Annotated in this window: 21 protein-coding genes; 15 read left to right on the top strand and 6 right to left on the bottom strand. The window is 60.7% G+C overall.

Going from position 1 to position 24589, the window contains the following annotated elements:
• Positions 1-23: 23 nt before the first annotated feature.
• Entirely contained in the window at positions 24-1265 is a 1242-nt protein-coding gene (locus QA648_RS03710; RefSeq protein ID WP_283051206.1) for an RNA polymerase sigma factor, read from the top strand.
• Between the two features lie 2 nt (positions 1266-1267).
• On the opposite strand, the gene QA648_RS03705 is transcribed toward QA648_RS03710, so the two are convergent.
• Positions 1268-2230: a lysylphosphatidylglycerol synthase domain-containing protein gene (locus QA648_RS03705; RefSeq protein ID WP_283049692.1), complete on the bottom strand. Its 963-nt coding sequence runs from the start codon at positions 2228-2230 to the stop codon at positions 1268-1270.
• 94 nt (positions 2231-2324) lie between these two features.
• Here QA648_RS03705 and QA648_RS03700 point away from each other — a divergent pair, with 94 nt between their 5' ends.
• From QA648_RS03700 to QA648_RS03690, 3 genes are all read left to right on the top strand, one after another.
• Positions 2325-3344: a glycosyltransferase family 2 protein gene (locus QA648_RS03700; RefSeq protein WP_283049691.1), complete on the top strand. Its 1020-nt coding sequence runs from the start codon at positions 2325-2327 to the stop codon at positions 3342-3344.
• Positions 3337-4833 (top strand): glycosyltransferase family 39 protein, encoded by a 1497-nt coding sequence (locus QA648_RS03695; RefSeq protein WP_283049690.1) that lies wholly within the window; start codon positions 3337-3339, stop codon positions 4831-4833. Before QA648_RS03700 ends, QA648_RS03695 begins: the two co-directional genes overlap by 8 nt.
• A 64-nt stretch (positions 4834-4897) precedes the next feature.
• Positions 4898-5518 (top strand): NUDIX hydrolase, encoded by a 621-nt coding sequence (locus QA648_RS03690; protein ID WP_283049689.1) that lies wholly within the window; start codon positions 4898-4900, stop codon positions 5516-5518.
• Between the two features lie 101 nt (positions 5519-5619).
• Here the strand turns inward: QA648_RS03690 and QA648_RS03685 are convergent, their stop codons facing one another.
• Positions 5620-6987, bottom strand: coding sequence for an aspartate aminotransferase family protein (locus tag QA648_RS03685; RefSeq protein WP_283049686.1), 1368 nt, complete (start codon positions 6985-6987; stop codon positions 5620-5622).
• 82 nt (positions 6988-7069) lie between these two features.
• On the opposite strand from QA648_RS03685, the gene QA648_RS03680 reads away from it, so the two are divergent.
• Complete coding sequence (locus QA648_RS03680; protein WP_283049684.1) at positions 7070-8410, top strand: glutamine synthetase family protein; 1341 nt, start codon at positions 7070-7072, stop codon at positions 8408-8410.
• 6 nt (positions 8411-8416) lie between these two features.
• On the opposite strand, the gene QA648_RS03675 is transcribed toward QA648_RS03680, so the two are convergent.
• A complete protein-coding gene (locus QA648_RS03675; protein ID WP_104822472.1) occupies positions 8417-9364 on the bottom strand; it encodes a diacylglycerol kinase family protein in 948 nt (315 codons plus the stop codon).
• A gap of 363 nt (positions 9365-9727) precedes the next feature.
• Here QA648_RS03675 and QA648_RS03670 point away from each other — a divergent pair, with 363 nt between their 5' ends.
• From QA648_RS03670 to mgtE, 3 genes are all read left to right on the top strand, one after another.
• A complete protein-coding gene (locus QA648_RS03670) occupies positions 9728-10936 on the top strand; it encodes an MFS transporter (RefSeq protein WP_283051205.1) in 1209 nt (402 codons plus the stop codon).
• A gap of 10 nt (positions 10937-10946) precedes the next feature.
• Positions 10947-11135, top strand: a complete 189-nt coding sequence (locus QA648_RS03665; RefSeq protein WP_283049683.1) for a hypothetical protein — start codon at positions 10947-10949, stop codon at positions 11133-11135.
• A 198-nt stretch (positions 11136-11333) separates the two neighbouring features.
• Positions 11334-12707 (top strand): magnesium transporter, encoded by a 1374-nt coding sequence (mgtE, locus tag QA648_RS03660; protein WP_104822470.1) that lies wholly within the window; start codon positions 11334-11336, stop codon positions 12705-12707.
• Between the two features lie 50 nt (positions 12708-12757).
• Here the strand turns inward: mgtE and QA648_RS03655 are convergent, their stop codons facing one another.
• Positions 12758-13231: an Lrp/AsnC family transcriptional regulator gene (locus QA648_RS03655; protein WP_104822469.1), complete on the bottom strand. Its 474-nt coding sequence runs from the start codon at positions 13229-13231 to the stop codon at positions 12758-12760.
• A gap of 145 nt (positions 13232-13376) precedes the next feature.
• On the opposite strand from QA648_RS03655, the gene QA648_RS03650 reads away from it, so the two are divergent.
• From QA648_RS03650 to QA648_RS03640, 3 genes are all read left to right on the top strand, one after another.
• On the top strand, positions 13377-14279 hold the full coding sequence (locus tag QA648_RS03650) for a DMT family transporter (RefSeq protein WP_283049682.1): 903 nt from the start codon (positions 13377-13379) through the stop codon (positions 14277-14279).
• Between the two features lie 102 nt (positions 14280-14381).
• On the top strand, positions 14382-14579 hold the full coding sequence (locus QA648_RS03645; RefSeq protein ID WP_104822467.1) for a type II toxin-antitoxin system VapB family antitoxin: 198 nt from the start codon (positions 14382-14384) through the stop codon (positions 14577-14579).
• Entirely contained in the window at positions 14576-14941 is a 366-nt protein-coding gene (locus QA648_RS03640; RefSeq protein ID WP_283049680.1) for a PIN domain-containing protein, read from the top strand. Before QA648_RS03645 ends, QA648_RS03640 begins: the two co-directional genes overlap by 4 nt.
• A gap of 15 nt (positions 14942-14956) precedes the next feature.
• On the opposite strand, the gene QA648_RS03635 is transcribed toward QA648_RS03640, so the two are convergent.
• Both QA648_RS03635 and QA648_RS03630 read right to left on the bottom strand, forming a co-directional pair.
• Positions 14957-15421 (bottom strand): GNAT family N-acetyltransferase, encoded by a 465-nt coding sequence (locus tag QA648_RS03635; protein WP_283049678.1) that lies wholly within the window; start codon positions 15419-15421, stop codon positions 14957-14959.
• Between the two features lie 68 nt (positions 15422-15489).
• Positions 15490-17154 carry an electron transfer flavoprotein-ubiquinone oxidoreductase gene (locus QA648_RS03630; RefSeq protein WP_283049677.1) on the bottom strand — a complete coding sequence of 555 codons (1665 nt, stop codon included), beginning with the start codon at positions 17152-17154 and terminating at the stop codon, positions 15490-15492.
• A gap of 285 nt (positions 17155-17439) precedes the next feature.
• Between QA648_RS03630 and QA648_RS03625 the strand changes: the two genes are divergently transcribed.
• The 4 genes from QA648_RS03625 (at position 17440) to QA648_RS03610 (ending at position 24550) form a co-directional block, all read left to right on the top strand.
• Entirely contained in the window at positions 17440-18228 is a 789-nt protein-coding gene (locus QA648_RS03625; protein ID WP_283049675.1) for an SDR family oxidoreductase, read from the top strand.
• A gap of 431 nt (positions 18229-18659) precedes the next feature.
• Positions 18660-19904 (top strand): efflux RND transporter periplasmic adaptor subunit, encoded by a 1245-nt coding sequence (locus tag QA648_RS03620; protein WP_283049673.1) that lies wholly within the window; start codon positions 18660-18662, stop codon positions 19902-19904.
• On the top strand, positions 19901-23020 hold the full coding sequence (locus tag QA648_RS03615; RefSeq protein WP_104822463.1) for an efflux RND transporter permease subunit: 3120 nt from the start codon (positions 19901-19903) through the stop codon (positions 23018-23020). Before QA648_RS03620 ends, QA648_RS03615 begins: the two co-directional genes overlap by 4 nt.
• Positions 23021-23260: 240 nt before the next feature.
• Positions 23261-24550, top strand: a complete 1290-nt coding sequence (locus tag QA648_RS03610; RefSeq protein ID WP_283049671.1) for an Hsp70 family protein — start codon at positions 23261-23263, stop codon at positions 24548-24550.
• Positions 24551-24589: the final 39 nt, after the last annotated feature.

Here is a 24589-nt window from a genome sequence, read left to right as displayed (position 1 = left end):
AGAGCAAGAGACCGCCCGTGTCGCTGAACGAAACCATCGACGAGATCTACCGCAGCCAATCGCGCCGCGTGTTTGCGACGCTGATCCGTCTGCTCGGCGATTTCGACCGGGCGGAAGAGGCCCTTCACGATGCCTTTGCGGCAGCGGCACAACAATGGACGGAAGAGACGTTGCCGGCCAATCCCTATGCCTGGCTGGTTTCGACCGGCCGCTTTCGAGCGATCGACCACATCCGGCGGCGAGCGCGCTTCGATGCCTCACAGGCCGACATCGTCGACAGCCTGTATCCGGAGGGCGAAATGCTCGAGATGGCCGAAAGCGAAGAAATCGAAGACGATATGCTCAGGCTGATTTTCACCTGCTGCCATCCGCTCATCCCGGCGGAGGCGCAGATGGCGATGGCGCTGCGCGAAGTCTGCGGCCTGACGACGGAAGAGATCGCCCATGCTTTCCTCATTTCCGCGCCGACGATTGCCCAGCGTATCGTTCGCGCCAAGAACCGCATTCGCACAGCCCGAATTCCCTATGAAGTTCCGGCAAAGACGGAGCTGCCGGAGCGGTTGGCGCAGGTGTTGCATGTCATCTATCTCGTCTTCAACGAAGGCTATTCCGCCTCGTCTGGCACAACAATCATCCGCGCCGACCTTGCCGCCGAAGCCATCCGTCTCGGTCGCCTGCTCCTAAAGCTCCTGCCAGATCCGGAGGTTGCCGGATTGCTGGCGATGATGCTCCTGCAGGATTCGCGGCGGCTCGCACGGGCGAGCGCTTCCGGCGATCTCATCCTGCTGGCGGATCAGGATCGCAGGCTCTGGGACCACAGGAGAATCCGAGAGGGACTGGCCTTTGCGGCCGAGGCGATGGCGGGCGAAAGCGTCGGCAGCTATGCGCTGCAGGCTGCAATTGCCGCCGAGCATGCACGCGCGGCAACCACGGAGCGGACGGACTGGCGGCGGATCGTGGCGCTTTACGATCTGTTGCTGGTGGCGCATCCGTCGCCCGTGATCGAACTCAATCGGGCAGTCGCGGTTTCAATGTGCGATGGGCCGGCGGCCGCGCTTGATATCGTCAATGGCCTGCTGAGCGAAGACCGGTTGGCCCGATATCATCTGGCCCATGCGGCGAAGGCCGATTTTCTGCGCCAACTCAACCGCAAAGACGAAGCGCGACGGTCCTACGAGATGGCGCTTTCGTTTTGCCATCAGGCGCCCGAACAGGCGTTCCTGCGCAAGCGGCTGGCGGAGCTTGGCGACAGAACCGAACGATAGGCCTATCCGTGGCGCTTCCTTGAGATCAGCAAGGCGAGTGCCGTCCCGGTCAGAGCCGAAACGACGATCAGGAGATGCGCGCTGATGCTTGCCTGGGCCAGATTGTCGAGCGCGGCCTTTTGTCCGGGAGCTCCGAAAGCGATCGCGCCGGCGGTGATACCGGCCGGATAGGTGCCGACACCGCCGGGCGCATGCACCGGCAGCACAGAGGAAAGCTCGCCCCCTACGGCACCACCGAAACTCGCCGACAGCGGTGTGACATTCATCAGGCGGAGCGCCCAGGCGAGCACCACGACCTTCACCAGCCAATTGACGACCGTTGTCAGCCAGGCGCGGGCAAAGGCAGTGCCATTAGCCGGCAGGCCGCGTTCCAGTTCATGCACCAGTCCCTGCGCCTTCTTCGGCAATGCCTTGCCGGCGAATTTGATCAGCGGGCGGCGCAGGACAAAAACGGCGACCGGTACAAGCAGGAAAGCAAGCCATAGAACCCAGGCGAGAGCATGATAGGGCGAAGCGAGCGCCAGGCCGACACCTGCTGCGGCAAGCAACGCATGCAGGTCGAGCAGCCGCATGACGAGCAGCGCCGAGGTGCCGCGCGCCAGCGGAATGCCAAATTCGGAGCGCATCAGCACTGGAAAGCTGGTTTCGCCGGTGCGGAAGGGCATCATGATGTTGAGGAGATTATGGACCTGCGTCACACGGAAGAGTGCGGTAAAATGACCGCCGGTCTCCTTCGGGAAATAATCGTAGATGCGCCAGGTGCGAAGGAAGTAGGTGCTGGTCAGGAGCGCCATTGCCAGAAGAATGGGCAGGGCACCCACATTGCCCCATTGCGCCAGGATCGAACTCCAGCCCCAGAACCACTCGATAAAGGCGGCATAGGCGAGGACGACGGCCAATGTCAGCAGCGTCATGCGGTTGCGAATAAACCAGTTCTGTCGGCTGGCAACCATCGGAGTCTTCATGTAGTTAAGGCACCAAATGCGAGCGGAGGCTGACGCCGGACATGTCGCTCGTTCCGTCCGGCCGGTTCTGCCGGTCTTTTAGGAGAAAGAAGAGTTGCAGACAACGGCAGAGTCGATCCGCCCCCTGACCGACACGGTAAGTGCCATTGAGCTTTCGCTGGTCGTGCCCGTCTTTAACGAGGAAGAAAGCGTCGGACCGCTGATCGAGCGGATCTGTTCCGCCATGGCGGGCTTCACCAAGCCCTGGGAACTGATCCTGATCGACGACGGCAGCACCGATGCAACGCTTGCCAATGCACGCCGCTCGATCGGACGCGAGGGACTGACGCTGCGCATCGTCGAGCTTCAGCGCAATTTCGGCCAGACTGCCGCAATGCAGGCCGGCATCGACACCGCCACCGGCCGGCTGATCGCCACCATGGACGGCGACCTGCAGAACGACCCGAAGGATATCCCCGCGATGGTCGAGGAATTGGAGCGGCGGCAGCTCGACCTGCTCGTCGGCTGGCGCAAGAACCGTCAGGACGGGCTTTTGCTGCGCAAGATTCCCTCCTGGTGCGCCAACTACCTCATCGGCCGCATCACCGGCGTCAAATTGCACGACTATGGCTGCAGCCTGAAAATCTACCGCGCCTCGATCATCAAGCAAGTGAAGCTGATGGGTGAGATGCACCGCTTCATCCCGGCCTGGGTCGCGGGTGTCGTGCCGAGCTCGCGTATCGGCGAAATGGTGGTTACCCATCATGCGCGCCAGCACGGCATATCGAAATATGGGATTTCGCGCACATTCCGCGTCATCCTTGACCTGTTGTCCGTGATGTTCTTCATGCGCTACAAGGCGCGGCCGGGGCACTTCTTCGGCTCTCTCGGCCTTGGCCTCGGGGCGCTCGCTGGCCTGATCCTGCTGTGGCTCTTCATCGCCAAGTTCATCTTCGGCGACGATATCGGCAACAGGCCGCTGTTGCTGGTCGGCGTCGTGCTCCTGCTGTCGTCGGTGCAGATGATCACCACGGGCATCCTGGCCGAGATGATCGCGCGCATCTATTATCGCGACGACCTGTCGCCGAACTATATCGTCCGCAAGATATTCGATCGGGATAGTCAGGATGCATAGGCTTCTGGTCCGCCGACCGGATACCATCATCCTTCTGCTTGCCGGTTACTTCGCTCTGGAATTTCTGGTGCGGCTCGCCATGCCGCATGGCATGCGCTACGACGAGTCTCAGCAGGCGCTGTTCTCACAATGGCTGACACTCGGCTACGATTCCCAGCCGCCGCTCTATAATTGGGTGCAGGCGCTGGTGGTGTCCGTCTTCGGACTGTCGCTGGCGGCGATTTCCATCGTCAAGAACATCGTGCTGTTTCTGGTCTTCTTCAGCTACTACAAGCTGGCGAAGCTGGTGTTGTCCGATAAGGTTTTCGCGGCGATCGCCACACTATCGTTGCTGACGATCCCGCAGCTCTTCTGGGAGGCGCAGCGCGACCTGACGCATACGGTCGCCCAGCTCCTGACCATCAATCTCTTCCTCTATGGTGCAATTCGCACGCTGAAGGCGCCGAGCCTGGGCTCCTATGTGTTCACCGGCGTCGCGCTCGGTCTCGGCATGCTGTCGAAATATAATTTCGCCCTGCTTGCCGCCGCCGCAGTCATTGCCGTCCTGATGCATCCGCAGGGGCGCGCGCGCCTCTTCGATAAGCGATTTCTGCTGACCCTGCTGATCTCCCTATTGATCTTCCTGCCGCACGGGCTCTGGCTGATCCACAATCTCGACCTTGCCTCGGGACGGACCCTGGGGATCATGGAGCAGGATGCGCCGGAAAGCGCCTTTGCCAAGCTGGTGAAGGGGCCGCTGGAATTCGTGAAATTGGTCGTCGTCATCTGCGCGCCGACGCTCGTCATCTATTCATTGGTCTTTGGCAAGAGCCTCTTCAAGAATCTGGGGCGGTCGAACGAATGGACCCGCTTTTTCGAGATCCTGTTTGCTGCCATCGCCGTGCTGGTGCTGATCCTGATCGTCGGCATCGGCATGACGGCGCTGCGGGACCGCTGGCTGCTGCCCTTCCTGTTCCTGCTGCCGATCTATCTGTGCCTGAAGATGGAAGTGGCTGGCATCAAGGCGTCGGATTTCGGCAAGCGCTTCTTCTATATACCGCTGGCGATGATGCTGATCATCCCGGCGCTGTTGTTGATCCGCGTGATCTTTCCGACGCTCTTCGGCTCCTATGACCACTACAACACGCCCTACCCCGCCTTCGTCAGCCAAGCCGTGGCGACGGAGGGAAAAAAGCCGGGACTGGTACTGACAGACAATTGGCTGCCGGCTGGCAATCTGCATTTGCAACTGCCCGATGTGCCGGCCATGTCGCTGTTTTTCGGAAATCTGAAGGCAGATTACGAATGGAATGCCGACAAGCCGATCCTCGTCGTTTGGCGGCCGGGAAAGAACGATGCCGGCGTGCCGGCACCCTTGGCAAACTGGCTGCACGATACGCTTGGCGCCCAATATGCGACGCCGGACATCAAGCTCGCGGACGTGCAGTACATTCACGGCAAACCCGGCGACCTGGCGTCTTTCGCCTATTCCTGGATCTATCCGAAATAAGGGCCAATCACCCGATCTGCGGGGATCACCGCCCATCTTTTGATTTTCAACGCGGGAGCCGCTCATGGACCAGACCGACACGCGCACGAGCATCTTGCCCGATCCCGATGATCTGCCGCCATGGCAAGTCAAAAGCTCCATCCATCTGCTTCACGACCGATGGCTGAAAGTCAGAGCCGACGCCTGTGTGACCGCGGAGGGCGTGGAGATTGCCCCCTATTACGTGCTGGAATATCCCGATTGGGTCGAGGTGGTGGCGCTCGATGCGGAGGATAATATCTACCTGCTCCAACAGTATCGGCATGCTCTCGGTGTCGTCTCATTGGAAGTGCCGGGAGGTGCAATGGATGCCAGCGATGCCAACCCGATCGAGGCTGCTGCGCGCGAGCTGAGGGAAGAAACCGGCCTCTCTGCTTCCGAATGGGAGTATGTCGGCGCCCTTGCACCCAATCCGGCCACACACTCGAACCTTTCCCATATCGTGCTCGCCCGCAATGTCGAAATCGCCACGAAACCCGCGGACGATCCGACGGAACGCACGCGGCTTATCCGCATGCCGATCCGGCAAGCCATCGGACTGGCCCTGGAGGGTAAGATGATCCAGAGCATTCACGTCGCGGGGCTAACGCTAGCCTTGCACAAGGTGGGCAAATGGGATCCGCCATCCCTAGCGGATAAGAGCTGACTAGAGCGGTTCAGCATTTCACGGAATCGCTTTCCCGCTCTATCTCTTTGTTTTTACGCATTCCAGACGGAAAACCGCTGCGCACTTTTCCTGGAATTGCTCTACGGCTTCATCTCCGCCCACATCGCGTCGAGCGCCAGCCGCGTGATGCGCACCATTGCATCCACTTCCTCATGGCTGATGATCAGCGGCGGCGAGGCCAGCATTCGGTCGGCTGTCGCGCGCAGCACGAGACCGTTGGTCAGAGCATGATTGCGCACGGCGGAGCCGATCGCATCCGGCTTCTCGAAGCGACGGCGCGTGGATTTGTCGGCGGCAAGTTGCAGCGCGCCCATCAGCCCGATGCTGACAGCTTCGCCGACCATATCGTGATCCGCCAGGCTGCCCCACGCCTTGGCGAAATAGGGCCCGATGTCGTCGCGAACGCGCTCGACCAACCCCTCGTCCTCGATGATCCTTAGATTTTCCAGCGCAGCGGCGGCGCAGACCGGATGGCCGGAATAGGTGAAGCCGTGGTTGAACTCGCCCACCTGGTTGATCAGGACATCGGCGATGGGATCGCTGACCAGCACGCCGCCGATCGGCAGGTAGCCGGAAGACAGGCCCTTGGCGATCGGCGCGAGATCGGGCTCGACGCCGAAATGCTGATAACCGAACCATGAACCGAGCCTTCCGAAGCCGCAGATCACCTCGTCGCAGACGAGCAGGATATTCCTCGCCTTGCAGATGCGGGCGATCTCCGGCCAATAGGTCGAGGGTGGAATGATGACGCCGCCTGCCCCTTGGACCGGCTCGGCGATGAAGGCGGCGACATTGTCCTCGCCCAGCTCATCGATCTTTTCTTCCAGCTCGCGAGCGGCCTTGAGGCCGAACACCTCTGGAGAGAGGTCGCCGCCCTCGACATACCAATAGGGCTGGCCGATATGGACAACGCCGGGGATCGGCAGGTCGCCCTGCTCATGCATGTATTTCATGCCACCCATGCTGGCGCCGGCAACGGTGGAACCGTGATAGCCATTGCGGCGGGCGATAACGGTCTTCTTTGTCGGCTTGCCCACCGCACTCCAATAGACACGCGCCATGCGGAACCAAGTGTCATTGGCTTCGGAGCCGGAATTGGTGAAGAAGACATGATTGAAATGCGGCCCGGCATAGGCGCAGACCTTCTCGGACAGAAGCGTGGCCGGCGTGGTCGTGGTGCCGAAGAAGGTGTTGTAATAGGGCAGCTCGTTCATCTGGCGTATCGCGGCATCGGCGATTTCCGTTCGTCCATAGCCGATATTGACGCACCAGAGGCCGGCAAAGCCGTCGAGATATTTCTTGCCGTTGCTGTCGAAGATATAGACGCCCTCGCCGCGCTGGATGATCCGGGCGCCGTCGGCATTCAACTTCTTCATGTCCGCAAAGGGATGGAGATGGTGAGCGGCATCGACGGCGGCGAGATTGGAACGGCTGGAAGTGTCGGACATGGTTTGCAGAATCCCTGTCGGATTGAAAGGCTGACCTCGATCGTTTACGACCATGCCGTGAGCATTGGGGATTTACAAGAGCATGGCGGCCGACAACGCAACCGAAGGTAACGCGCGCATCGAGGTGCTGATCTCGGACATGAACGGCCGGCTGCGCGGCAAGCAGATCCCGATGGCGGCAGAAAAGAAGGTCTGGTCCGGTGCGGTGCGCCTGCCAACCTCGACACAATCCCTGGACATCTGGGGCGACGACAATGACGACCTCACCGGGCTGTCGCTGACGATCGGCGATCCCGATGGCACCTGCGTCGCCGATCCGCGCACTCTTGCAGATATGCCCTGGGCGGCGCCGGGATCGAAGCAGGTGCTGGCCACCATGCATGAACTCGACGGCAGCCCAAGTTTCCAGGACCCGCGCGCCATTCTTACCGCCGTTGTCGACCGCTATAAAGCGCTGGGTTTAACGCCGGTCGTTGCCACCGAGCTGGAATTCTATCTTCTCGCCGGCGACTGGCGCGAGCGCGGCGTCCCCTCGCCGCCGCCGGCACTGTTGTATCGTGGCGCGCCGAACGGCTATCAGCTTTACGACATGGATGCCGTCGATCTGCTCGGCGATTATCTCGAAACTCTGCGCGCCTATGCGAAAGCGCAGGGCCTGCCGGCAGACGCGACGACGGCGGAATTCGGCCCCGGCCAGTTCGAGGTCAATCTGCTGCATCGCCCCGACGCGCTCGCCGCCGCCGATGATTGCGTGGCCTTGAAGCGACTGGCCGAGCAGGCGGCGCGCAAGCACGGTCTCAAATCGACCTGCATGGCAAAACCCTATACCGATCACGCTGGCTCAGGGCTGCATGTGCACGCCAGCATCGTCGACGAAGACGGCCGCAATATTCTCGACGCAGCCGGCGGCGAGCCATTGCGGCTAAAATCGATCTGCGCCGGTCTGCTGCAGACCCTGCAGGATGCGCAACTGGTCTTTGCGCCCTATGCCAATTCCTATCGCCGCTTCCAGCCGGGCTCGTTCGCGCCCGTGGACCTCACCTGGGGCTACGGTCATCGTGGAACTGCGGTCCGCATCCCCGAAAAGGACGGCCCGGGTGCCCGCGTCGAGCACCGCGTCGCCGGCGCCGATGCCAATCCATATCTCATGCTGGCGGCAATCCTCGGGGGCATGTTGCTTGGATTGCAGAACGAACTCGACCCCGGCGAAGAGACAACGCCAAGCCATGTGCCGGCAAATGCACCGCGCCTGACGCATGATTTTCTGACCGCCGTCGAGCGCTTCCGCGCCTCCCCTTTCACCGCCGATATTTTCGGGGAGCGATACCAGAAGCTCTACGGCGATACGAAGCACAAGGAAGCGGTCCGCTACCTGCGCACCGTATCCGATTTTGACTACCGGACATATCTGCCGCGCCTTTGACGGATGTCAGACGACCGCACGGCTGATCGAGTCTTCGTCGGCAACCCGCGCGGCCGTGCCCTGCTTGACCATCACCTTCAGCTCGCCGGCATGAAGTTTGAGCGCAATGTCGCGTTCCAGCGGCCGCAGCTCGCCATCCAAGACGCAATTCGCCCGGTTGCGCAGCTTCGGGAAATGCAGGTGCACTTCGCGCGCATGCATGACCATGACGTCGGCGTTCTCGCGAAACCTGCCCCGCAGCATATCGATGGCGAGCCGTGCAACGCCGAGCGGCCGCAATGGCCGCGCCGTATAAAAGCCCAGTTCGCCGCCGCGCAGGTCGTCGGCATACAGCAGCGTGTTTGGGCCAAAAGGGTTGTTGGACACGGAAATCGCCGACACGTGCCGGCGCTCGCGAACGCCCTCGGCTTCGAAATCGACATCGAATTCCGGCGGGTTGAAGACGACACCCAAGGCAGCGCGAATGCTGGCCGTCATCTTGCCGAAACGCGAACGATAGGTATAGGCGTTGCGATAACGCACCATGCGCGCATGCATTCCGGCGGAAAACTGGTGAATGAAGGGTCGGCTGTTGGCGCTGCCGATATCCACTTGATCGACCTCGCCTGTCGCCAGCACGTCCAATACCTGCCAGATATCGAGTGGCAGTCGGAGCGAGCGCGCAAAGAGGTTCATGGTGCCGGCGGGTATGACACCGAGGGCGACGCCGTTTTTCCAAGCGACCGCGGCGGCCGCCGAAATCGTGCCGTCACCGCCGCCGGCAACGATGCCGTCGATATCGTCGCGCCGCGCCGCGCGCTCCATGGCCGCAACAACTTCGCTGCCCGACACGACCAGGCCTTCGAAATCGTGGCCGGCATCCCTGAAAACCTGCTCCGCCTTCATTTCGTAGGCATCCATGTCCGTCGTCTTGAACGTGCCGCCGTCGCGATTGAAAAAGCCGATCAGTTTCATCGAGGCTCCCGGTTTTCTCGTTGAATCTGTCTCAAGAAAAATCTGCTCCCTGCACCTGTTAGTCCAGAAATGGTTTCGACCAAGGCGATTTCAAGCATTTTCGGGCCCGGCTACGACAGTCGATGCGTATACTAGATCGCGCGATAACCTCGCGAGGACTTATGCGCAGGGCGACATGCTGCGCTGCAAAAAATGCACGCGACAGCGTCATCCCCCTGATTCATAGTATTAATTGAGGCATATTCATGCCTTTCCCGTCTTTCATTCCGCATCGTGTGTCCGAGGCCGAACCCCGGTTTTCCCTGCCCGTTGCCCGCTTCGCGGCACTTTCTGCATCGCCGCCAAGGAGTTTTCGTGAGCGATATCGCTGTCGACCTCATCGATTCGCCATCCAGCCTCGAAGCCCCGTCACGCACGGCGATCGCCCTTGTGACGCTGGCGCTCGCGGTCGGAAGCTTCGGCATCGGCACGGGCGAATTCGTCATCATGGGCCTGTTGCCAGAGGTCGCCGATACCTTTGGCGTTACGACTCCGGAAGCAGGCCACGTCATCAGTGCCTATGCGCTCGGCGTCGTTGTCGGCGCACCGATCATCGCCGTTCTCGCCGCTAAGATGGCGCGGCGTACTCTGCTTCTGCTGATGATGGCGATCTTCGCAGCCGGCAATATTTCCAGCGCTCTGGCTCCGACCTTCGAAAGCTTCACGGCTCTGCGTTTCATCACCGGCCTGCCGCATGGCGCCTATTTCGGCGTTGCGGCGCTTGTGGCCGCCTCGATGGTACCGGTCCATCGCCGCGTACGTGCCGTCGGTCAGGTCATGCTCGGGCTCACCATCGCCACCCTGATCGGCACGCCGATCGCCACTTTCCTCGGCCAGCTTCTGAACTGGCGGGCAGCCTTCATGATGGTCGGCGGCGTCGGCCTCGTGACCATGCTGCTCATTGCCCTGTTCCTGCCCAAGGACAAGGTCGAGGAGGGCGCGAGCATCGCCCGCGAGCTGGGTGCTCTTCGCCGCATCCAGGTGTGGCTGACGCTCGGTATCGCCGCAGTCGGTTTTGGCGGCATGTTCTCGATCTTCAGCTATGTCGCGACGACGACGACGCAGGTTGCCGGCTTGGGAACGGGCATGGTGCCGGTCGTGCTGGCGCTCTTCGGCATCGGCATGAATGTCGGCAATGTTGTCGGCTCGCGCCTCGGCGATCTGTCGCTCAAGGGCACGATCGGCGGCATGATGGTCTTCAACGTCGTCATCATGACGCTGTTTTCGCTGACGGCTGCAAATCCTGTGATGCTCTGCCTCTGCGTTTTCCTCATCGGCTGCGGTTTTGCCGCCTGCCCAGCGGTGCAGACACGTCTTATGGATGTCGCGGCCGATGCGCAGACGCTGGCCGCCGCCTCCAACCATTCGGCCTTCAACATCGCCAATGCGCTCGGCGCCTGGCTTGGCGGCCTGGTGATCTCCTGGGGCTTCACCGCAGCGTCGACAGGCTATGTCGGCGCGGTGCTTTCTGTCTTCGGTCTGATCGTTTTCGGAATATCAGTCGCTTTGGAGCGCAACGGCCGTAACGCCTAAGACAGGCGACATGGAAAGCAAGGGTCGTTCTGACCGGCTTCTGAACCCACTCATTCCCATCGATCGGCCGGGTGCACACCACCCGGCCGTCTACTTTTTTGACATTTTTGCAATAGCGATTGCTGCAACGCACAAGCCTTTAGCCGCCAAACGAAAAATTGCATGCGACATTATGGCATTAGCCGTCGGCGCCCCTTGACTTTTCGGCTCTTCGGAGCGACTTCTCCCGTGTGGGGAACCCGTGTTTTCCATACCGATTAACCGGAGCCATCTTACGATGCCTAGCGACAGTAGTAGTCGATTGCCTTTGCCGTCAGTGGCATTCGTGCTGTAACCGACTCCTGTCGGCTCGCCACGATCTGCCACGACGGCGGATCGACCGGAAAGGCGAGCTATAATGAATATCAACAGCTTCCCCATGCGGGCTGGCAATGCCGCTCGTGCATTTATTAATAATAATCGCGCCCTTACCATTGCAGAACGCGTTGAGTCGCTGAACGCGCTCGAGGCCAGCGAAGCCGCACGCATTCTGGTCAAGATGCCGGAGGAGCGGGCCGTTCGCATTCTCGATCGGCCGGAACTGCGTAACGCCGCTGCCATTCTCGAGGTCATGACCAATGCGGATGCCGCACGGCTGCTGCACGGCATGTCCAATGACCGCGTGGCCGACATTCTTCTCGAACTGGACGGCGACGCGCGCGCCCGGCTGTTTGCCACTCTTGACGAGCCGGTTCGTGTCGCAATCCAGGGCTTGATGGGTTATCCGCCGCGCACAGCCGGCGGCATCATGACGACGGAATTCGTTAGCGTGTTCGCCACCTGGACGGTTGCGCAGACGCTCGACCACGTGCGCCAGGTCGAGCGCTCCCGCGAAACGGTCTATGCGATCTATGTGCTCGATGACGACACCCACGTGCTGCTGCATGTCGTGACGCTGCGCCGTCTCATCACCGGCCAGCCCGATGCCTGCATTCTGACCGTGGCACAGAAGGGTACGCCGGTCACCGCGCCTGCGCTGATGAAGCAGGAGGATGTCGCCCGGCTGATCCGCCGACACGACCTGCTCGCTCTGCCGGTCGTCGACGAAAACGGCCTGATGCTCGGCATTGTGACGGTCGACGATGTCATCGATACGATGATCGCCGATACGACCGAAGCCGCACAGAAATTCGGCGGTATGGAAGCCCTCGGTCAGCCCTATATGAAGATCAGCTTCGCGGGCATGATCCGCAAGCGCGCCGGCTGGCTGGCCGCCCTCTTCCTCGGCGAAATGCTGACGGCCAGCGCCATGCAGCATTTCGAAGGCGAGTTGGAGAAGGCTGTCGTGCTGACGCTGTTCATCCCGCTGATCATGAGCTCGGGCGGCAATTCCGGCTCGCAGGCGACCTCGCTGATCATCCGGGCACTGGCGCTCGGCGAACTCAAGCTGTCCGATTGGTGGCGTGTCGCCTTGCGCGAACTGCCGACCGGCATCGTGCTTGGCTCCATTCTGGGCCTCGTCGGCTTTGCCCGCATCGTGCTTTGGCAGACCATCGGTCTTTTCGACTATGGTCCGCATTGGCAGTTGGTCGGCGTTACCGTGTTCGCCGCCTTGATCGGCATCGTCATGTTCGGTTCGCTGGCCGGCTCCATGTTGCCCTTCGCGCTACAGAAGCTGCGCCTCGACCCGGCCAGTGCATCGGCGCCATTCGTCGCAACGCTGGTCGACGTCACCGGGCTGGTGATCTATTTCTCGGTCGCACTGCTGATCCTCAGCGGCACGATGCTTTGAGGACAATAAAATCTTGACTACGAAAGGGCCGGCGACGGCCCTTTTCATTTTCAATCCGGCTGCGGCAGCTTGAGGGCGCCGTTGGTCTTGATGCTGCGGATCGCGAAATTCGAGCGCAGGTCGGAGACGCCGGGGAGCGTCAGAAGCTTTTCCGACATCACCTTCTCATAGGCGGCCAGATCCGCGACGACAACTTCCGCCAGAAAATCCGCTGCTCCCGAAATCAAGTGGCAGGAGACGATTTCGGGAATAGCGAGCAGCGCTGCCTGCTGCGCCTCCGAATTTTCCTTGGAGTGATGCCCAACCTTGAGCTCGACGAAAACCGTCAGCCCGAGGCCAGCCTCCTTGCGGTCGATATCGGCGCGATAGCCACGCAGCAGACCCGATTTTTCCAGATTGCGAATGCGCCTCAAACAGGGTGATGGCGAGAGATTCACGCGCTCGGCAATCTCGACATTGGTGGCGCGCGCATCCTCCTGCAGGCAGTTGAGGATGGCAATATCAAATTTGTCCAGTTTTGGCATTTTTGCGAAGCTTTATATTCCAGATTGGCAGATTATTGCTCATAGCATGTTCTGTGAGCCATAACTAGCAAGGACATGCCTCGGCTTTCGGCGCTATCTTTTCTTCAACCGGATGATGATCCGGACGGTTCGAAAGGATACGTCGATGACTGCTTTGACACTCTCCTCCCGCAAAACGATGCCTGCCACAATCGGTTATGCAGGCGCCATCGTTACGGTCTTGATCTGGGCTAACTGGATTCTTGCCACCCGCCACACCGCGGAAACGCAGATGGGCACGATCGACCTCGGCCTGATCCGCTATGGTATTCCGGCATTGGTGCTTTCTCCCGTCTGGCTGCGGACCGGGCTGCTGCCCAAGGGCGTGTCGCTGAAGCTATTGGCACTGATGGTCTGCGGCGCCGGCGCGCTCTTCTTCCAGTTGACGACCTTCGCAATCCACTCCACGCCCGCCGCTTCGGCCGGTATTCTGCTTGGCGGCTCCATGCCGCTGGCGGCTGCGCTTATTGGCGTGTTGCTGTTTCGCGAGCGGCCCGACATCACCCGCTGGCTCGGCCTCGGCGGTATTGTCGCCGGCGTCGTCATCCTCCTGGCGCGCAGTCTTTCCGGCGTGGAGATGTCCTGGATCAGCTTCACACTTCTGCCGCTCGGCGCTTTGCTCTGGGCCGGCTACACCCACGCGTTCCGCCGCTCTGGCCTGAACGCCATCCAGGCAAGCGCCATCATCGCCATCTGGTCGTTCCTTATTCATGTCGGCCTGGCTCTGATCTTCGGCAGCTCGCTCGCCTCTATCCCGCTGCCGGAAATCGGCCTGCAGGTCGTCAGCCAAGGCCTGCTTTCCGGCCTCGCCGCCACGCTCGCCTACGGTCTCGCCGTCCAGGCTCTTGGCGGCACACAAGCTGCAGCCTTCACCGCCATCACGCCCGTTCTCGCCACCTTCGGCGGCGGCCTGCTGCTTGCCGAGCCGATCGGTGCTGCCGAAATTGCAGCGGCGGTTGTCACGGGCATGGGGGTCGCGCTTTCGACGGGAGTCTTGTCGAGGAAGTGAATACGGCGATCAGTACGATGAATTGAAGGCTGCCCTCGGGCAGCCTTCCGCGTTGATAGCGGCATCATCTGATGCTAATTTTGATGACAAAGGAGCATGTTAATGCGGACCACAGTAACCATTGATGACAAATTGCTCGCGGACGCGCGCGAAGTCACGGAATTGGCTGAGACCTCAGCGATCGTGCGCGAGGCGTTGAAAGCGCTTATCGAGCGAGAAGCTGCCAGAACGCTTATACGCCTTGGCGGCACGGAACCAGATATTGCGGCCCCTCCTCGTCGTCGGTTTGGTGTCGAATGATCTTGGTCGATACGTCGATTTGGATCGATCATTTTCATTCGCTGGACGCTAAACTTCAGTCTTTATTGGAGCAGAAACAGGTTCTCATCCATCCCGTCGTGATCGGTGAGATCAGCCTCGGAAACCTGAGGCAATATGATCTTGTTATGAGAAGTCTGAGCCGGTTGTATCAGATTTCAAAGGCGCCAGATGATGACGTTCTTTATTTTATCCGGAGCAATAGATTACAAGGTATGGGCATTGGCTATGTCGATGCTCACCTGGCGGCGGCGGCAATATTGACACCTGGCACCTATCTCTGGACGCGCGACAAGCGGCTACAGCGCGTTGCCGAAAATCTCAGAATTGCCGCGTTGTTGTAGCCGGAAAAGCCCTGCTCAGAACCACAGCGCCATGGCGACCCGCCTTTCGAGATCGCCGCCATGGTCGATCTCGAATTTTAGAATCTCAAAAAGCCCCGCCGGCATTTCAGGCTCATCCAGCACTCGAAATCCAAGCGAGGTGTAAAACGGCGCGTTGAACGGCACATAACGATCTGTCGTCAGTGTGACACCTGATGCGCCCTGCATCCGCGCCGCCTCGATCATGCCCAGCATCAGGCGCCGCCCAACGCCCTTTCGCTGCCAACGCTGCATGACGTCGATCTCCATGACATAGACTGTGTCATAAAGCTCGGCCCCGGCGGCGAAGGCGAAGGGTTGGTCCAGATGGTCCACCGCCACGAACAGCAGCTTCGCATCGAGCGACGTCTCCAGCTTCTGGCGCGGCACGGTCCTGCCATCATCCTCCCTGCCGAGCGCCCGGCCGAGAGTTGCGAAGGCATCGATCTCGATTTCCGCCATACACTCCAGGTCAGCAGAGCGGGCAAGGCGGATTGCGTATGCGTCTCGCCCGATCTCTCCCATGGTCATCACATATTCGGATAGACCGGCCCCTCGCCGCCCTGCGGCGGCACCCAGTTGATGTTCTGGTTGGGGTCCTTGATGTCGCAGGTCTTGCAGTGCACGCAGTTCTGGGCGTTGATGACGAAGGTGTCCTTGCCGTCCTTTTCCACCCACTCATAGACGCCAGCCGGACAGTAGCGCGTCGACGGGCCGGCATAGATGTCGTGCTCGGAAAGCTTCTGCAGGTCCATGTCCTTGACCTTGAGATGCACCGGCTGGTCTTCCTCATGATTGGTGTTCGACAGGAACACCGACGAGAGACGATCGAAGGTCAGAGCGCCGTCCGGCTTCGGATAGGAAATCGGCTTGTGCTGGGCGGCCGGCTCCAGTGACTGGGCATCGGTCTTACCGTGTTTCAGCGTGCCGAAGAAGGAGAAGCCGAACAGCGTGTTCGTCCACATGTCGAGACCGCCGAGCGCCACCCCGACCGCCGTGCCGAACTTCGACCATAGCGGCTTGACGTTGCGGACCTTCTTCAGGTCGCGGCCGATGTCGGTGCTGCGCCATTCGTTCTCGATCTCGATCACTTCGTCATTGGCGCGGCCGGCGGCGATCGCCGCGGCGATCTTGTCGGCCGCCAGCATGCCCGACAGCACCGCATTGTGGCTGCCCTTGATGCGCGGCACGTTGACGAAACCGGCCGAACAGCCGATCAGCGCCCCGCCGGGGAAGGAAAGCTTCGGCACCGACTGCCAGCCGCCTTCGGTGATGGCGCGCGCCCCATAGGAGAGGCGCTTGCCGCCCTCGAAGGTGGAGCGGATCGCCGGGTGCGTCTTGAAGCGCTGGAACTCCTCGAAGGGATAGAGATAGGGGTTCTTGTAATTCAGGTGCACGACGAAGCCGACGGCGACGAGATTGTCTTCGAGGTGATAGAGGAACGAACCGCCGCCGGTCTTCATGCCCAAAGGCCAGCCGAAGGAATGCTGCACCAGGCCCTGTTTGTGGTGCTCGGGCTTCACCTGCCAGAGTTCCTTGAGGCCGATGCCGAACTTCGGTACGTCACGTCCCTCATCGAGCTTGAACCGGGCAATCAGCTGCTTGGCAAGCGAACCGCGCACGCCTTCGCCGATGAGGGTATATCTGCCGAGCAGCGCCATGCCGCGGGTATAGTTCGGGCCGGGCTCGCCGTTCTTGTCGATACCCATGTCGCCGGTGGCAACACCGATGACGGCACCTTCGTCATTGTAAAGCACTTCGGTGGCGGCAAAGCCGGGATAGATCTCGACACCGAGGGCCTCCGCCTTTTCGGCGAGCCAGCGACAGACGTTGCCGAGCGAGACGATATAATTGCCGTGATTGTTCATCAGCGGCGGCATCAGCGCATTCGGCAGGCGGACGGAGCCGGCCGGTCCGAGCACCAGGAAGTGATCGTCCGTCACCTTGGTCTTGAAAGGATGGCCGTCTTCTTGGCGCCAGCCGGGCAGCAGCCGGTCGATGCCAATGGGATCGACGACGGCACCCGACAGGATATGGGCGCCGACTTCCGCGCCCTTCTCGAGCACGACGACGGTCAGATCGGGATTGACCTGCTTCAGACGGATCGCGGCCGCAAGACCAGCCGGCCCCGCACCGACGATCACCACGTCGAATTCCATGCTTTCGCGTTCTGGCAGCTCGCTAGCGTCGGTCATTCACTCTGTCTCCCATTGGCCAGGCTCCGATTGGTGGCGCGCGGCCTTGTCCCTTTTTGGACGTCTTCCCGTTTCGGCTATCTCTTGTCAAAACGGGAGAGGATTGTCGAGCCGGGAAGCGACAGCCGATCCTCCAATTCGCACAACCGGCCCGGAAATTATATTCCTCTTACGTCAACATCAATATCTAGCTGCTTTCGCCTGCTGTTTATCGGCTTTCAAAAAGCGCTCGCGGCATTCTATAAAACCCATGGAAATATCCGGGCAGCGTAAAGGATGAACAATATGGATCTCGGCATCAAAGGAAAGCGGGCACTGGTTCTGGCTTCGTCCAAGGGACTTGGCCACGGCATTGCCGTGGCGCTGGCACGCGAGGGGGCGAATGTCCTGCTTTGCGGCCGCAGCGGCGAGAGGCTGGAGAGCAATTGCAAGGCCATCAACGCCGAAGGGAAAGGTCGGGCCGATTGGATCTGGGCCGATCTCAACGACGAGATGTTCGTCGAGACCGTCAGCAAGGCCGTGACCGACAAGCTCGGCGGCCTCGACATCCTCGTCAACAATACCGGCGGGCCAACCCCGGGAACGTCGGAAGATATGACCGCCGACCGGCTGGAAACCTATTTCCTATCGATGGTGGCGCGGGTCATCACACTGACCAATGCGCTGCTTCCCGGCATGAAGGCACAAGGTTGGGGACGCATCCTGACCGTTGCCTCCTCCGGCATCATCGAACCGATCCCTAATCTGGCACTTTCAAATACGCTGCGTCCCGCGCTTGCCGGTTGGAGCAAGACATTGGCCGCCGAGGTGGCGGCGCATGGCATTACCGTGAATATGCTGTTGCCGGGTAGCATCGCCACCGACCGGCTGGCCGACCTTGACAGCGCAGCGGCCAAACGTACCGGCAAAAACCTGGAGGACATCCAAGCCGAGCGGCAACAACGCATTCCCGCCGGCCGCTACGGCTCGATCGAAGAATTCGCGGCGACGGCCGCCTTTCTTTGCAGCGAACCTGCAAGCTATGTCACGGGTTCGATGATCCGCTGCGACGGCGGCGCGGCGCGCTCGCTCTGAGGACAAAAGCGGCGAACGAGGGACTTCGCCTTTGGAGGCGCGATCCGCCCGAACACAATTACGTGAGAAACAGATAGGCTAATATTGGGCTTCAACCCTCCCGTTTCCGGGTGGGTAAGGGCAAAAGATCAGCATTGCCGCGCTTTTATTACAGAACGGCAATCAAAAAATAGTCATTTCGGCCATTTATTGCACTGCAAACGGAAGCATACCGGCAAAGCTTTCCAACTGTTAATTTTTCACCCTGTCGAACCGGTGGTAGGTTACTGCGAACTAGCGTTCATCAATACACGTTATAGGGACAGAATACCGAACGTTAGCGGTAACGGCGATGTGATGGGTGATGGCAGAACGCGTCTTTTGTGCGTTGCAACAAACCCACCTCGAGGTCACCGCATTTTCCTGCAACTCGCCTCGACCGGTTTTTAAATATGAAGAAATTTTGGCTCTCTCTCGGCCTTCTCGTTGTCGCAGCTCTTGCAGTCTGGAGCTACCGTGACCGTATCCCCTTTATGTCCGCTTTGGTCGATAAAGCATCCGCCAAGACCGAGGATAGCAGCAAGGCAGCGGATGCCGGCGGCCACGGCAAGCGTCAGATCGCGCCCCAGGTGGTCAAGACCGTAGCAGTCACGAAAACGACGCTCCCCAACGACGTAACCGCCACCGGCTGGGCTGATGCGCAAGATACGACGACGATTGCCGCGCAGGAATCCGGCATTATCACCTCGATTGAAGCTCAGGATGGCGCCATGATCAAGGCCGGTGACCTGATCGCAAAGCTCGATCCGCGCACGGCCCAGGCCTCCGTCGATAAGGACCAGGCAAACCTTATCAAGGACCAGGCGACGCTCACGGAAGCCGAAGCGGCCCTGACGCGGGCCAAGACCCTTCTCAACGGAGCCGGCACGCAGCAGACGGTAGACCAGGCCGTCGCGGCACGCGACACCGCCGCCGCAACGGTCAATGGCGACAAGGCACAGCTCGCATCCGATCAGGTGCTGCTCGAGCACACCGAAATCCGCGCGCCCTATGATGGCCGTCTCGGCGATGTCGCCCTCAGCGTCGGTGCTTACGTGAGCCCCGGCACGGCCATCGTATCGATCGCCCAATACGATCCGATCTACGTCAAGTTCCACCTGCAGGAGAGCCATTTGCGCGAACTGGAGGAAGCGATGAAGGCCGGGACCGTTCCCGTCAGCACCGTGCCCCGGTCGGCTGAGGGCAAGTCGCGCCAAGGCGCCATGAGCTTCTATGACAACCAGGTCGATGCCGCATCCGGCACGATCCTCGCCAAGGCGAAGTTCAACAATGCCAACGGCGCCATCTGGCCCGGCCAGTCGGTCAACATCGTCGTACACTTCAACGACAACCAGCCTGTTCTCGTCACGCCGACGGTTGCGATCAGCCCCGGCCCCGATGGCTTCTTTGCCTTTGTCGTCAAGGACAACAAGGTGCACATGACGCCGGTCACCGTCGCGCGCCAGAACGGCGGGTACACTGCGATCGCCAAGGGCCTTTCGGAAGGCGACCATGTCGTGACCGAGGGACAGGTGCAGTTGAACGATGGCCAGAGCGTGAACGAGCAATTCAGCGATGCCACGCCGCAGAAAGTCGCCTCGGCTGACGATCAGTCGGGTCAGAAAACCGAAACGATCTCTGTCGGAGCGCAGCAATGATCCCCAGCTTCTGCATCAGCCGGCCGGTCGCGACGACGCTTCTGGCCTTGGGGGTGGTCATGGCAGGCTGGGCGGGCTATCGCCTCGTGCCCGTTGCCGCCTTGCCGCAGGTCGACTTTCCGACCATCAACGTCACTGCGCAGCTAACAGGCGCTTCGCCGCAGACCATGGCGACTTCGGTTTCGACGCCGCTGATCAAGCAGTTCGAGACCATCCCGGGCATCAGCGAAATCTCCTCGACGAACTCGCTCGGCAACACCAGCATCGTGCTGCAATTCGACCTGAACCGCGATATCGACGCCGCTGCGGCTGACGTCCAGGCGGCAATCTCGCACGCGACTCGGCAATTGCCCGATAACCTGACGGTGCCGCCGAGCTATCGCAAGACTAACCCGGCCGATGCGCCGGTCATGCTGCTGGCGGTGCAGAGCGATACGATGCCGCGCAGCAAGCTTGATGAAATCGCCGAAGACATCATCTCGCCGTCGCTGTCCACTCTTCCCGGCGTGGCGGAAGTGACGGTGTTCGGCGCCCAAACCTATGCCGTGCGCGTCGAAGTCGATCCCGCCAAGCTGCAGGACCGCAGCATCGGCATCGATACTGTCAACAATGCGCTGGTCAACGCCAACAGCCAGGTTCCGGTGGGCACTCTGCAGAACAATTCGCAGAGCATGACCATCAACTCCGATACGCAGCGCACCAATGCTGCGGAGTTCCGTTCGCTTGTCATCGCCAACCCGAACGGCGCGCCGATCCATCTCAGCGATGTCGCGGACGTTCAGGACAGCGTGGAAAATACCAATGCCGGCTCCTGGTATGACGGCAAGCGGGCGATCATTCTTGCCATCCAGCGCCAGCCGGATGCCAATACGGTCGATGTGGTCGACGCCATCAACGCCAAACTGCCGCAACTACACGCGGAAATCCCGGCCTCGGTGAAGACGACCGTTATGAACGATTCGGCGCAGCCGATCCGCGACGCGATTTCAGACGTCAAATTCACGCTGATGCTGACGATCGGCCTCGTCGTGCTGGTCATCTATCTCTTCACCGGTCACGTTACGGCAACGATCATCCCCGGCCTCGCCGTGCCGCTGTCGCTGATCGCGACCTTCGGCATGATGTATATTCTCGGATACAGCATCGATAATATCTCGCTGCTCGGATTGACACTCGCGGTCGGTCTCGTGGTGGACGACGCCATCGTCATGCTTGAGAACATATTGCGACATGTCGAAGAGGGCATGCCTGTGCTGCAGGCGGCGCTCAAGGGCTCGGCGGAAGTCAGCTATACCATCATATCGATGTCGATTTCGCTAATCGCCGTGTTCATTCCGATCCTGCTGATGGGCGGCGTCGTCGGCCGTATCTTCAACGAGTTCGGCATGGTCGTCGCCATCGCCATCGTGTCTTCCGCGATCGTATCGCTCACCGTCACCCCCATGCTCAGCTCGCGCCTGTCGGCGGGCCATGGAGAGCCTCCCTATCCGGTGCGTCTCTTCAACGCCGGCTTCGACTGGACCCAGCGCGGCTACGACAAGGGCGTCGCCTGGTGTCTTCGCCACCGCGGCACGGTGCTCCTGAGCTTCCTCGGCTCGGTTGCCCTCTCGGCATACCTCTTCATGGTCCTGCCGGCGAGCTTCTTCCCGACGGAAGATATTGGCCGCCTGACGATCTCGACGCAGGCTCGCCAGGATATTTCCTATCCGGCGATGCAGGACCTGCAGAACCAGGCTGCAGCACTCGTAAAACAGAATCCGGCCGTCGCCCATGTCATGTCCATCGTCGGCGGCAATGCACGTCAGCCGCTTAATAACGGCACGATGTATGTGGAACTCAAGGCAAAGGATCAGCGGGAGCCGCTGGACAATACCCTGCGGGAGCTGCGCGCCAGCATCAGCAAGATTGCCGGCCTGAAGGCCTATATCACGCCCCAGCAAAGCCTCCGCTTCGGTGGCCGTCAGACCGCCAGCCAGTATCAGCTCGTCGTCCAGGCGCTCAGCGCCGACCAGACCAATCTCTGGGCCAATAAGATCGAGGATGCGATGCGCCGCGACCCGCGCTTCACGGACGTCGCCTCGGACGAGCAGAACAATGCATTGCAGGCCAATATCGTCGTCGATACCGAAAAGGCAGCGCAATACGGGATCAACAACAATCAGTTGCGCACCTCGCTGGAAGAAGGCTTCGGCGGTTATACCGCGGCACAGATCCAGTCGACCGGCGACAGCTATGACGTGATTGTCGAGTTCGATACCAGCAAGCCCTGGGACGACCAGAAGCTACAGGAAATCCAGATTGCTTCCGCAAGCGGAGCCCTGGTGCCCCTATCGAACTTCGCCCATGTCCAGCGCACGACCGGCCCCGTCACCATCAACCAGACCGGCCAGCTCGTTTCGACCACCGTTTCCTTCAACCTGCCAGCCGGCGAAGCACTCGGCGACGCAACGGCGCAGATCGAGCAGATCAAGAAGGATCTCAACATGCCGGCGGACGTCTTCACGTCCTACGGCGGTACCGCCCAGATCTTCCAGCAGTCGCAGGGCAGCACGCCTTACCTGATCCTTGCCGCCGTGCTGACGATCTATGTGGTTCTCGGCGTTCTCTACGAGAGCTTCATCCATCCGCTGACCATTCTTTCCGGCCTGCCGGCCGCCGCTCTCGGCGCACTGCTTGCCCTGAAGGTCTTCGGCTTCGACCTGTCGATCATCGCGCTCATCGGTCTGCTGATGCTGATCGGTATCGTCAAGAAAAACGCGATCATGATGATCGACGTGGCGCTGGAGACGCTTCGATCGACCCCCGGCATATCGCCTGCGGAAGCGATCCATGAAGCCTGTGTGCGCCGTTTCCGTCCGATCATGATGACGACCTTCTGCGCCCTGCTCGGCGCGCTGCCGATCGCCGTCGGTGGCGGCGCCAGCTCGGAACTGCGCCAACCGCTCGGTATTGCCGTCGTCGGCGGCCTTGTCGTCTCGCAGATCCTGACGCTGTTCATCACGCCGGTCATCTTCCTCGAGATGAACCGTCTGAACGACTTCGTCGGTCGTCTTGGCAAGCGCAAGGAAAAGCATCAGCACGAAGAAGAAACGCCGACCGCAATCGCGGCCGAATGATACCAGACGGGCGCCTCGCGGCGCCCGTTTTACTTTGGCGTGATCCAAAACCCGAGACCGCGCGGCGAAAACTGCAAAGCGATTTTCGGACAAGGTCATTGCGAAACAAATGCTCTCTCACGTCTTGCGCTTACAGTTCAGCCATGCCATGACGCGCCCTCTTTACGACAAGGGCGCGTCTCGCGTTCCATAAGGGGCATCGCCCCATTCCAAAAAATTTCAGCAGAAGGGAGTGCGGGCATGGCTCGGGCGCTTGGTTTCGACTTCGGCACAACGAACACAGTTTTGGCGCTGGCCGATGGCCCGGCGACACAATCGGTCGCCTTCACAAGCGTTGCCGGTACAGCCGACAGCATGCGCACGGCCCTGTCCTTCATGAAGGATCCGGGACTGGGTGCTGCGGCGCTGAAGGTCGAGGCCGGGCATGCCGCCATCCGGCAGTTCATCGACAATCCCGGCGATTGCCGCTTTCTGCAATCCATCAAAACCTTTGCGGCCAGTGCGCTTTTCCAGGGCACGCTGGTCTTTGCCAAGCGCCACACCTTCGAGGATCTGATGGAGATCTTCGTGCGCCGGCTGCGCGCCTATGCCGGCGATGCTTGGCCGACGGATGTCGGCCGCATCGTCACAGGACGGCCGGTGCATTTTGCTGGCGCCAACCCGGATGCATCCCTCGCCACTGCCCGATATAACGCGGCACTGGCGCGCTTCGGCTTTCCTGAAATCCATTACGTCTACGAACCTGTGGCCGCGGCTTTCTATTTCGCCCAGCATCTGAAAACGGATGCGACCGTGCTGGTGGCCGATTTCGGTGGCGGCACCACCGACTATTCGCTGATCCGCTTCGAGACCCATGGCGGAAAGCTGACGGCGACCCCGATCGGCCATTCCGGCGTCGGCATTGCCGGCGATCACTTCGACTTCCGGATGATCGACAACATCGTTTCGCCGGCGATCGGCAAGGGCAGCCTGTTCAAAAGCTTCGACAAGCTGCTGGAAGTGCCCACCTCCTACTATGCCAATTTCGGCCGCTGGAACCAGCTATCGATCTTCAAGACCTCGCGCGAATATGCCGATCTGAAGACGCTGGTGCGCAGCAGCCTGGAGCCGGAAAAGCTCGAAACCTTTATCGAGCTCGTCGAACACGATGAGGGCTATCCGCTCTATCAGGCCGTGTCGGCGACGAAGATGGCGCTTTCGGCGGAAGAGGAAGCGGAATTCAACTTCCCGCCGCTCGGTAAGGCCGGCCGCAGGACCGTGCGCCGCAGCGATTTCGAAAGCTGGATCGCCGACGATCTCGCCCGCATCGAAGGCGCATTGGATGACGTGCTGGCGACCACCAACACGTTGCCGGGGAGCATCGACAAGGTGTTCCTCACCGGCGGCACCTCTTTCGTGCCCGCGGTGCGCCGCATCTTTACCGAACGCTTCGGTCAGGAACGGATCGAAACCGGCGGCGAGCTGCTGTCGATCGCCCACGGCCTTGCCTTGATCGGCGAGCGCGATGACATCAGCCAGTGGACGGCGTGAGGGTAGAGAACACCCTCCCCTTTCGTTCTTCCGCCGCTT

This window comes from Rhizobium sp. CB3171, from assembly GCF_029714265.1.
In the GTDB taxonomy this organism is placed as follows: domain Bacteria; phylum Pseudomonadota; class Alphaproteobacteria; order Rhizobiales; family Rhizobiaceae; genus Rhizobium.
Note: the sequence above shows the minus strand (reverse complement) of the source record. Positions and strands in the feature narration are given on the sequence as shown.

Coding starts and splice junctions, on each gene's coding strand:
- QA648_RS03630 (WP_283049677.1), bottom strand. CDS start 17,154: ATGACCGACGCTAGCGAGCTGCCAGAACGCGAAAGCATGGAATTCGAC.
- QA648_RS03650 (WP_283049682.1), top strand. CDS start 13,377: ATGACTGCTTTGACACTCTCCTCCCGCAAAACGATGCCTGCCACAATC.
- QA648_RS03675 (WP_104822472.1), bottom strand. CDS start 9,364: ATGAAACTGATCGGCTTTTTCAATCGCGACGGCGGCACGTTCAAGACG.
- QA648_RS03625 (WP_283049675.1), top strand. CDS start 17,440: ATGGATCTCGGCATCAAAGGAAAGCGGGCACTGGTTCTGGCTTCGTCC.
- QA648_RS03685 (WP_283049686.1), bottom strand. CDS start 6,987: ATGTCCGACACTTCCAGCCGTTCCAATCTCGCCGCCGTCGATGCCGCT.
- QA648_RS03635 (WP_283049678.1), bottom strand. CDS start 15,421: ATGGCGGAAATCGAGATCGATGCCTTCGCAACTCTCGGCCGGGCGCTC.
- QA648_RS03620 (WP_283049673.1), top strand. CDS start 18,660: ATGAAGAAATTTTGGCTCTCTCTCGGCCTTCTCGTTGTCGCAGCTCTT.
- QA648_RS03645 (WP_104822467.1), top strand. CDS start 14,382: ATGCGGACCACAGTAACCATTGATGACAAATTGCTCGCGGACGCGCGC.
- QA648_RS03655 (WP_104822469.1), bottom strand. CDS start 13,231: ATGCCAAAACTGGACAAATTTGATATTGCCATCCTCAACTGCCTGCAG.
- QA648_RS03680 (WP_283049684.1), top strand. CDS start 7,070: ATGGCGGCCGACAACGCAACCGAAGGTAACGCGCGCATCGAGGTGCTG.
- QA648_RS03705 (WP_283049692.1), bottom strand. CDS start 2,230: ATGAAGACTCCGATGGTTGCCAGCCGACAGAACTGGTTTATTCGCAAC.
- QA648_RS03610 (WP_283049671.1), top strand. CDS start 23,261: ATGGCTCGGGCGCTTGGTTTCGACTTCGGCACAACGAACACAGTTTTG.
- QA648_RS03695 (WP_283049690.1), top strand. CDS start 3,337: ATGCATAGGCTTCTGGTCCGCCGACCGGATACCATCATCCTTCTGCTT.
- QA648_RS03640 (WP_283049680.1), top strand. CDS start 14,576: ATGATCTTGGTCGATACGTCGATTTGGATCGATCATTTTCATTCGCTG.
- QA648_RS03690 (WP_283049689.1), top strand. CDS start 4,898: ATGGACCAGACCGACACGCGCACGAGCATCTTGCCCGATCCCGATGAT.
- QA648_RS03615 (WP_104822463.1), top strand. CDS start 19,901: ATGATCCCCAGCTTCTGCATCAGCCGGCCGGTCGCGACGACGCTTCTG.
- mgtE (WP_104822470.1), top strand. CDS start 11,334: ATGAATATCAACAGCTTCCCCATGCGGGCTGGCAATGCCGCTCGTGCA.
- QA648_RS03665 (WP_283049683.1), top strand. CDS start 10,947: ATGGAAAGCAAGGGTCGTTCTGACCGGCTTCTGAACCCACTCATTCCC.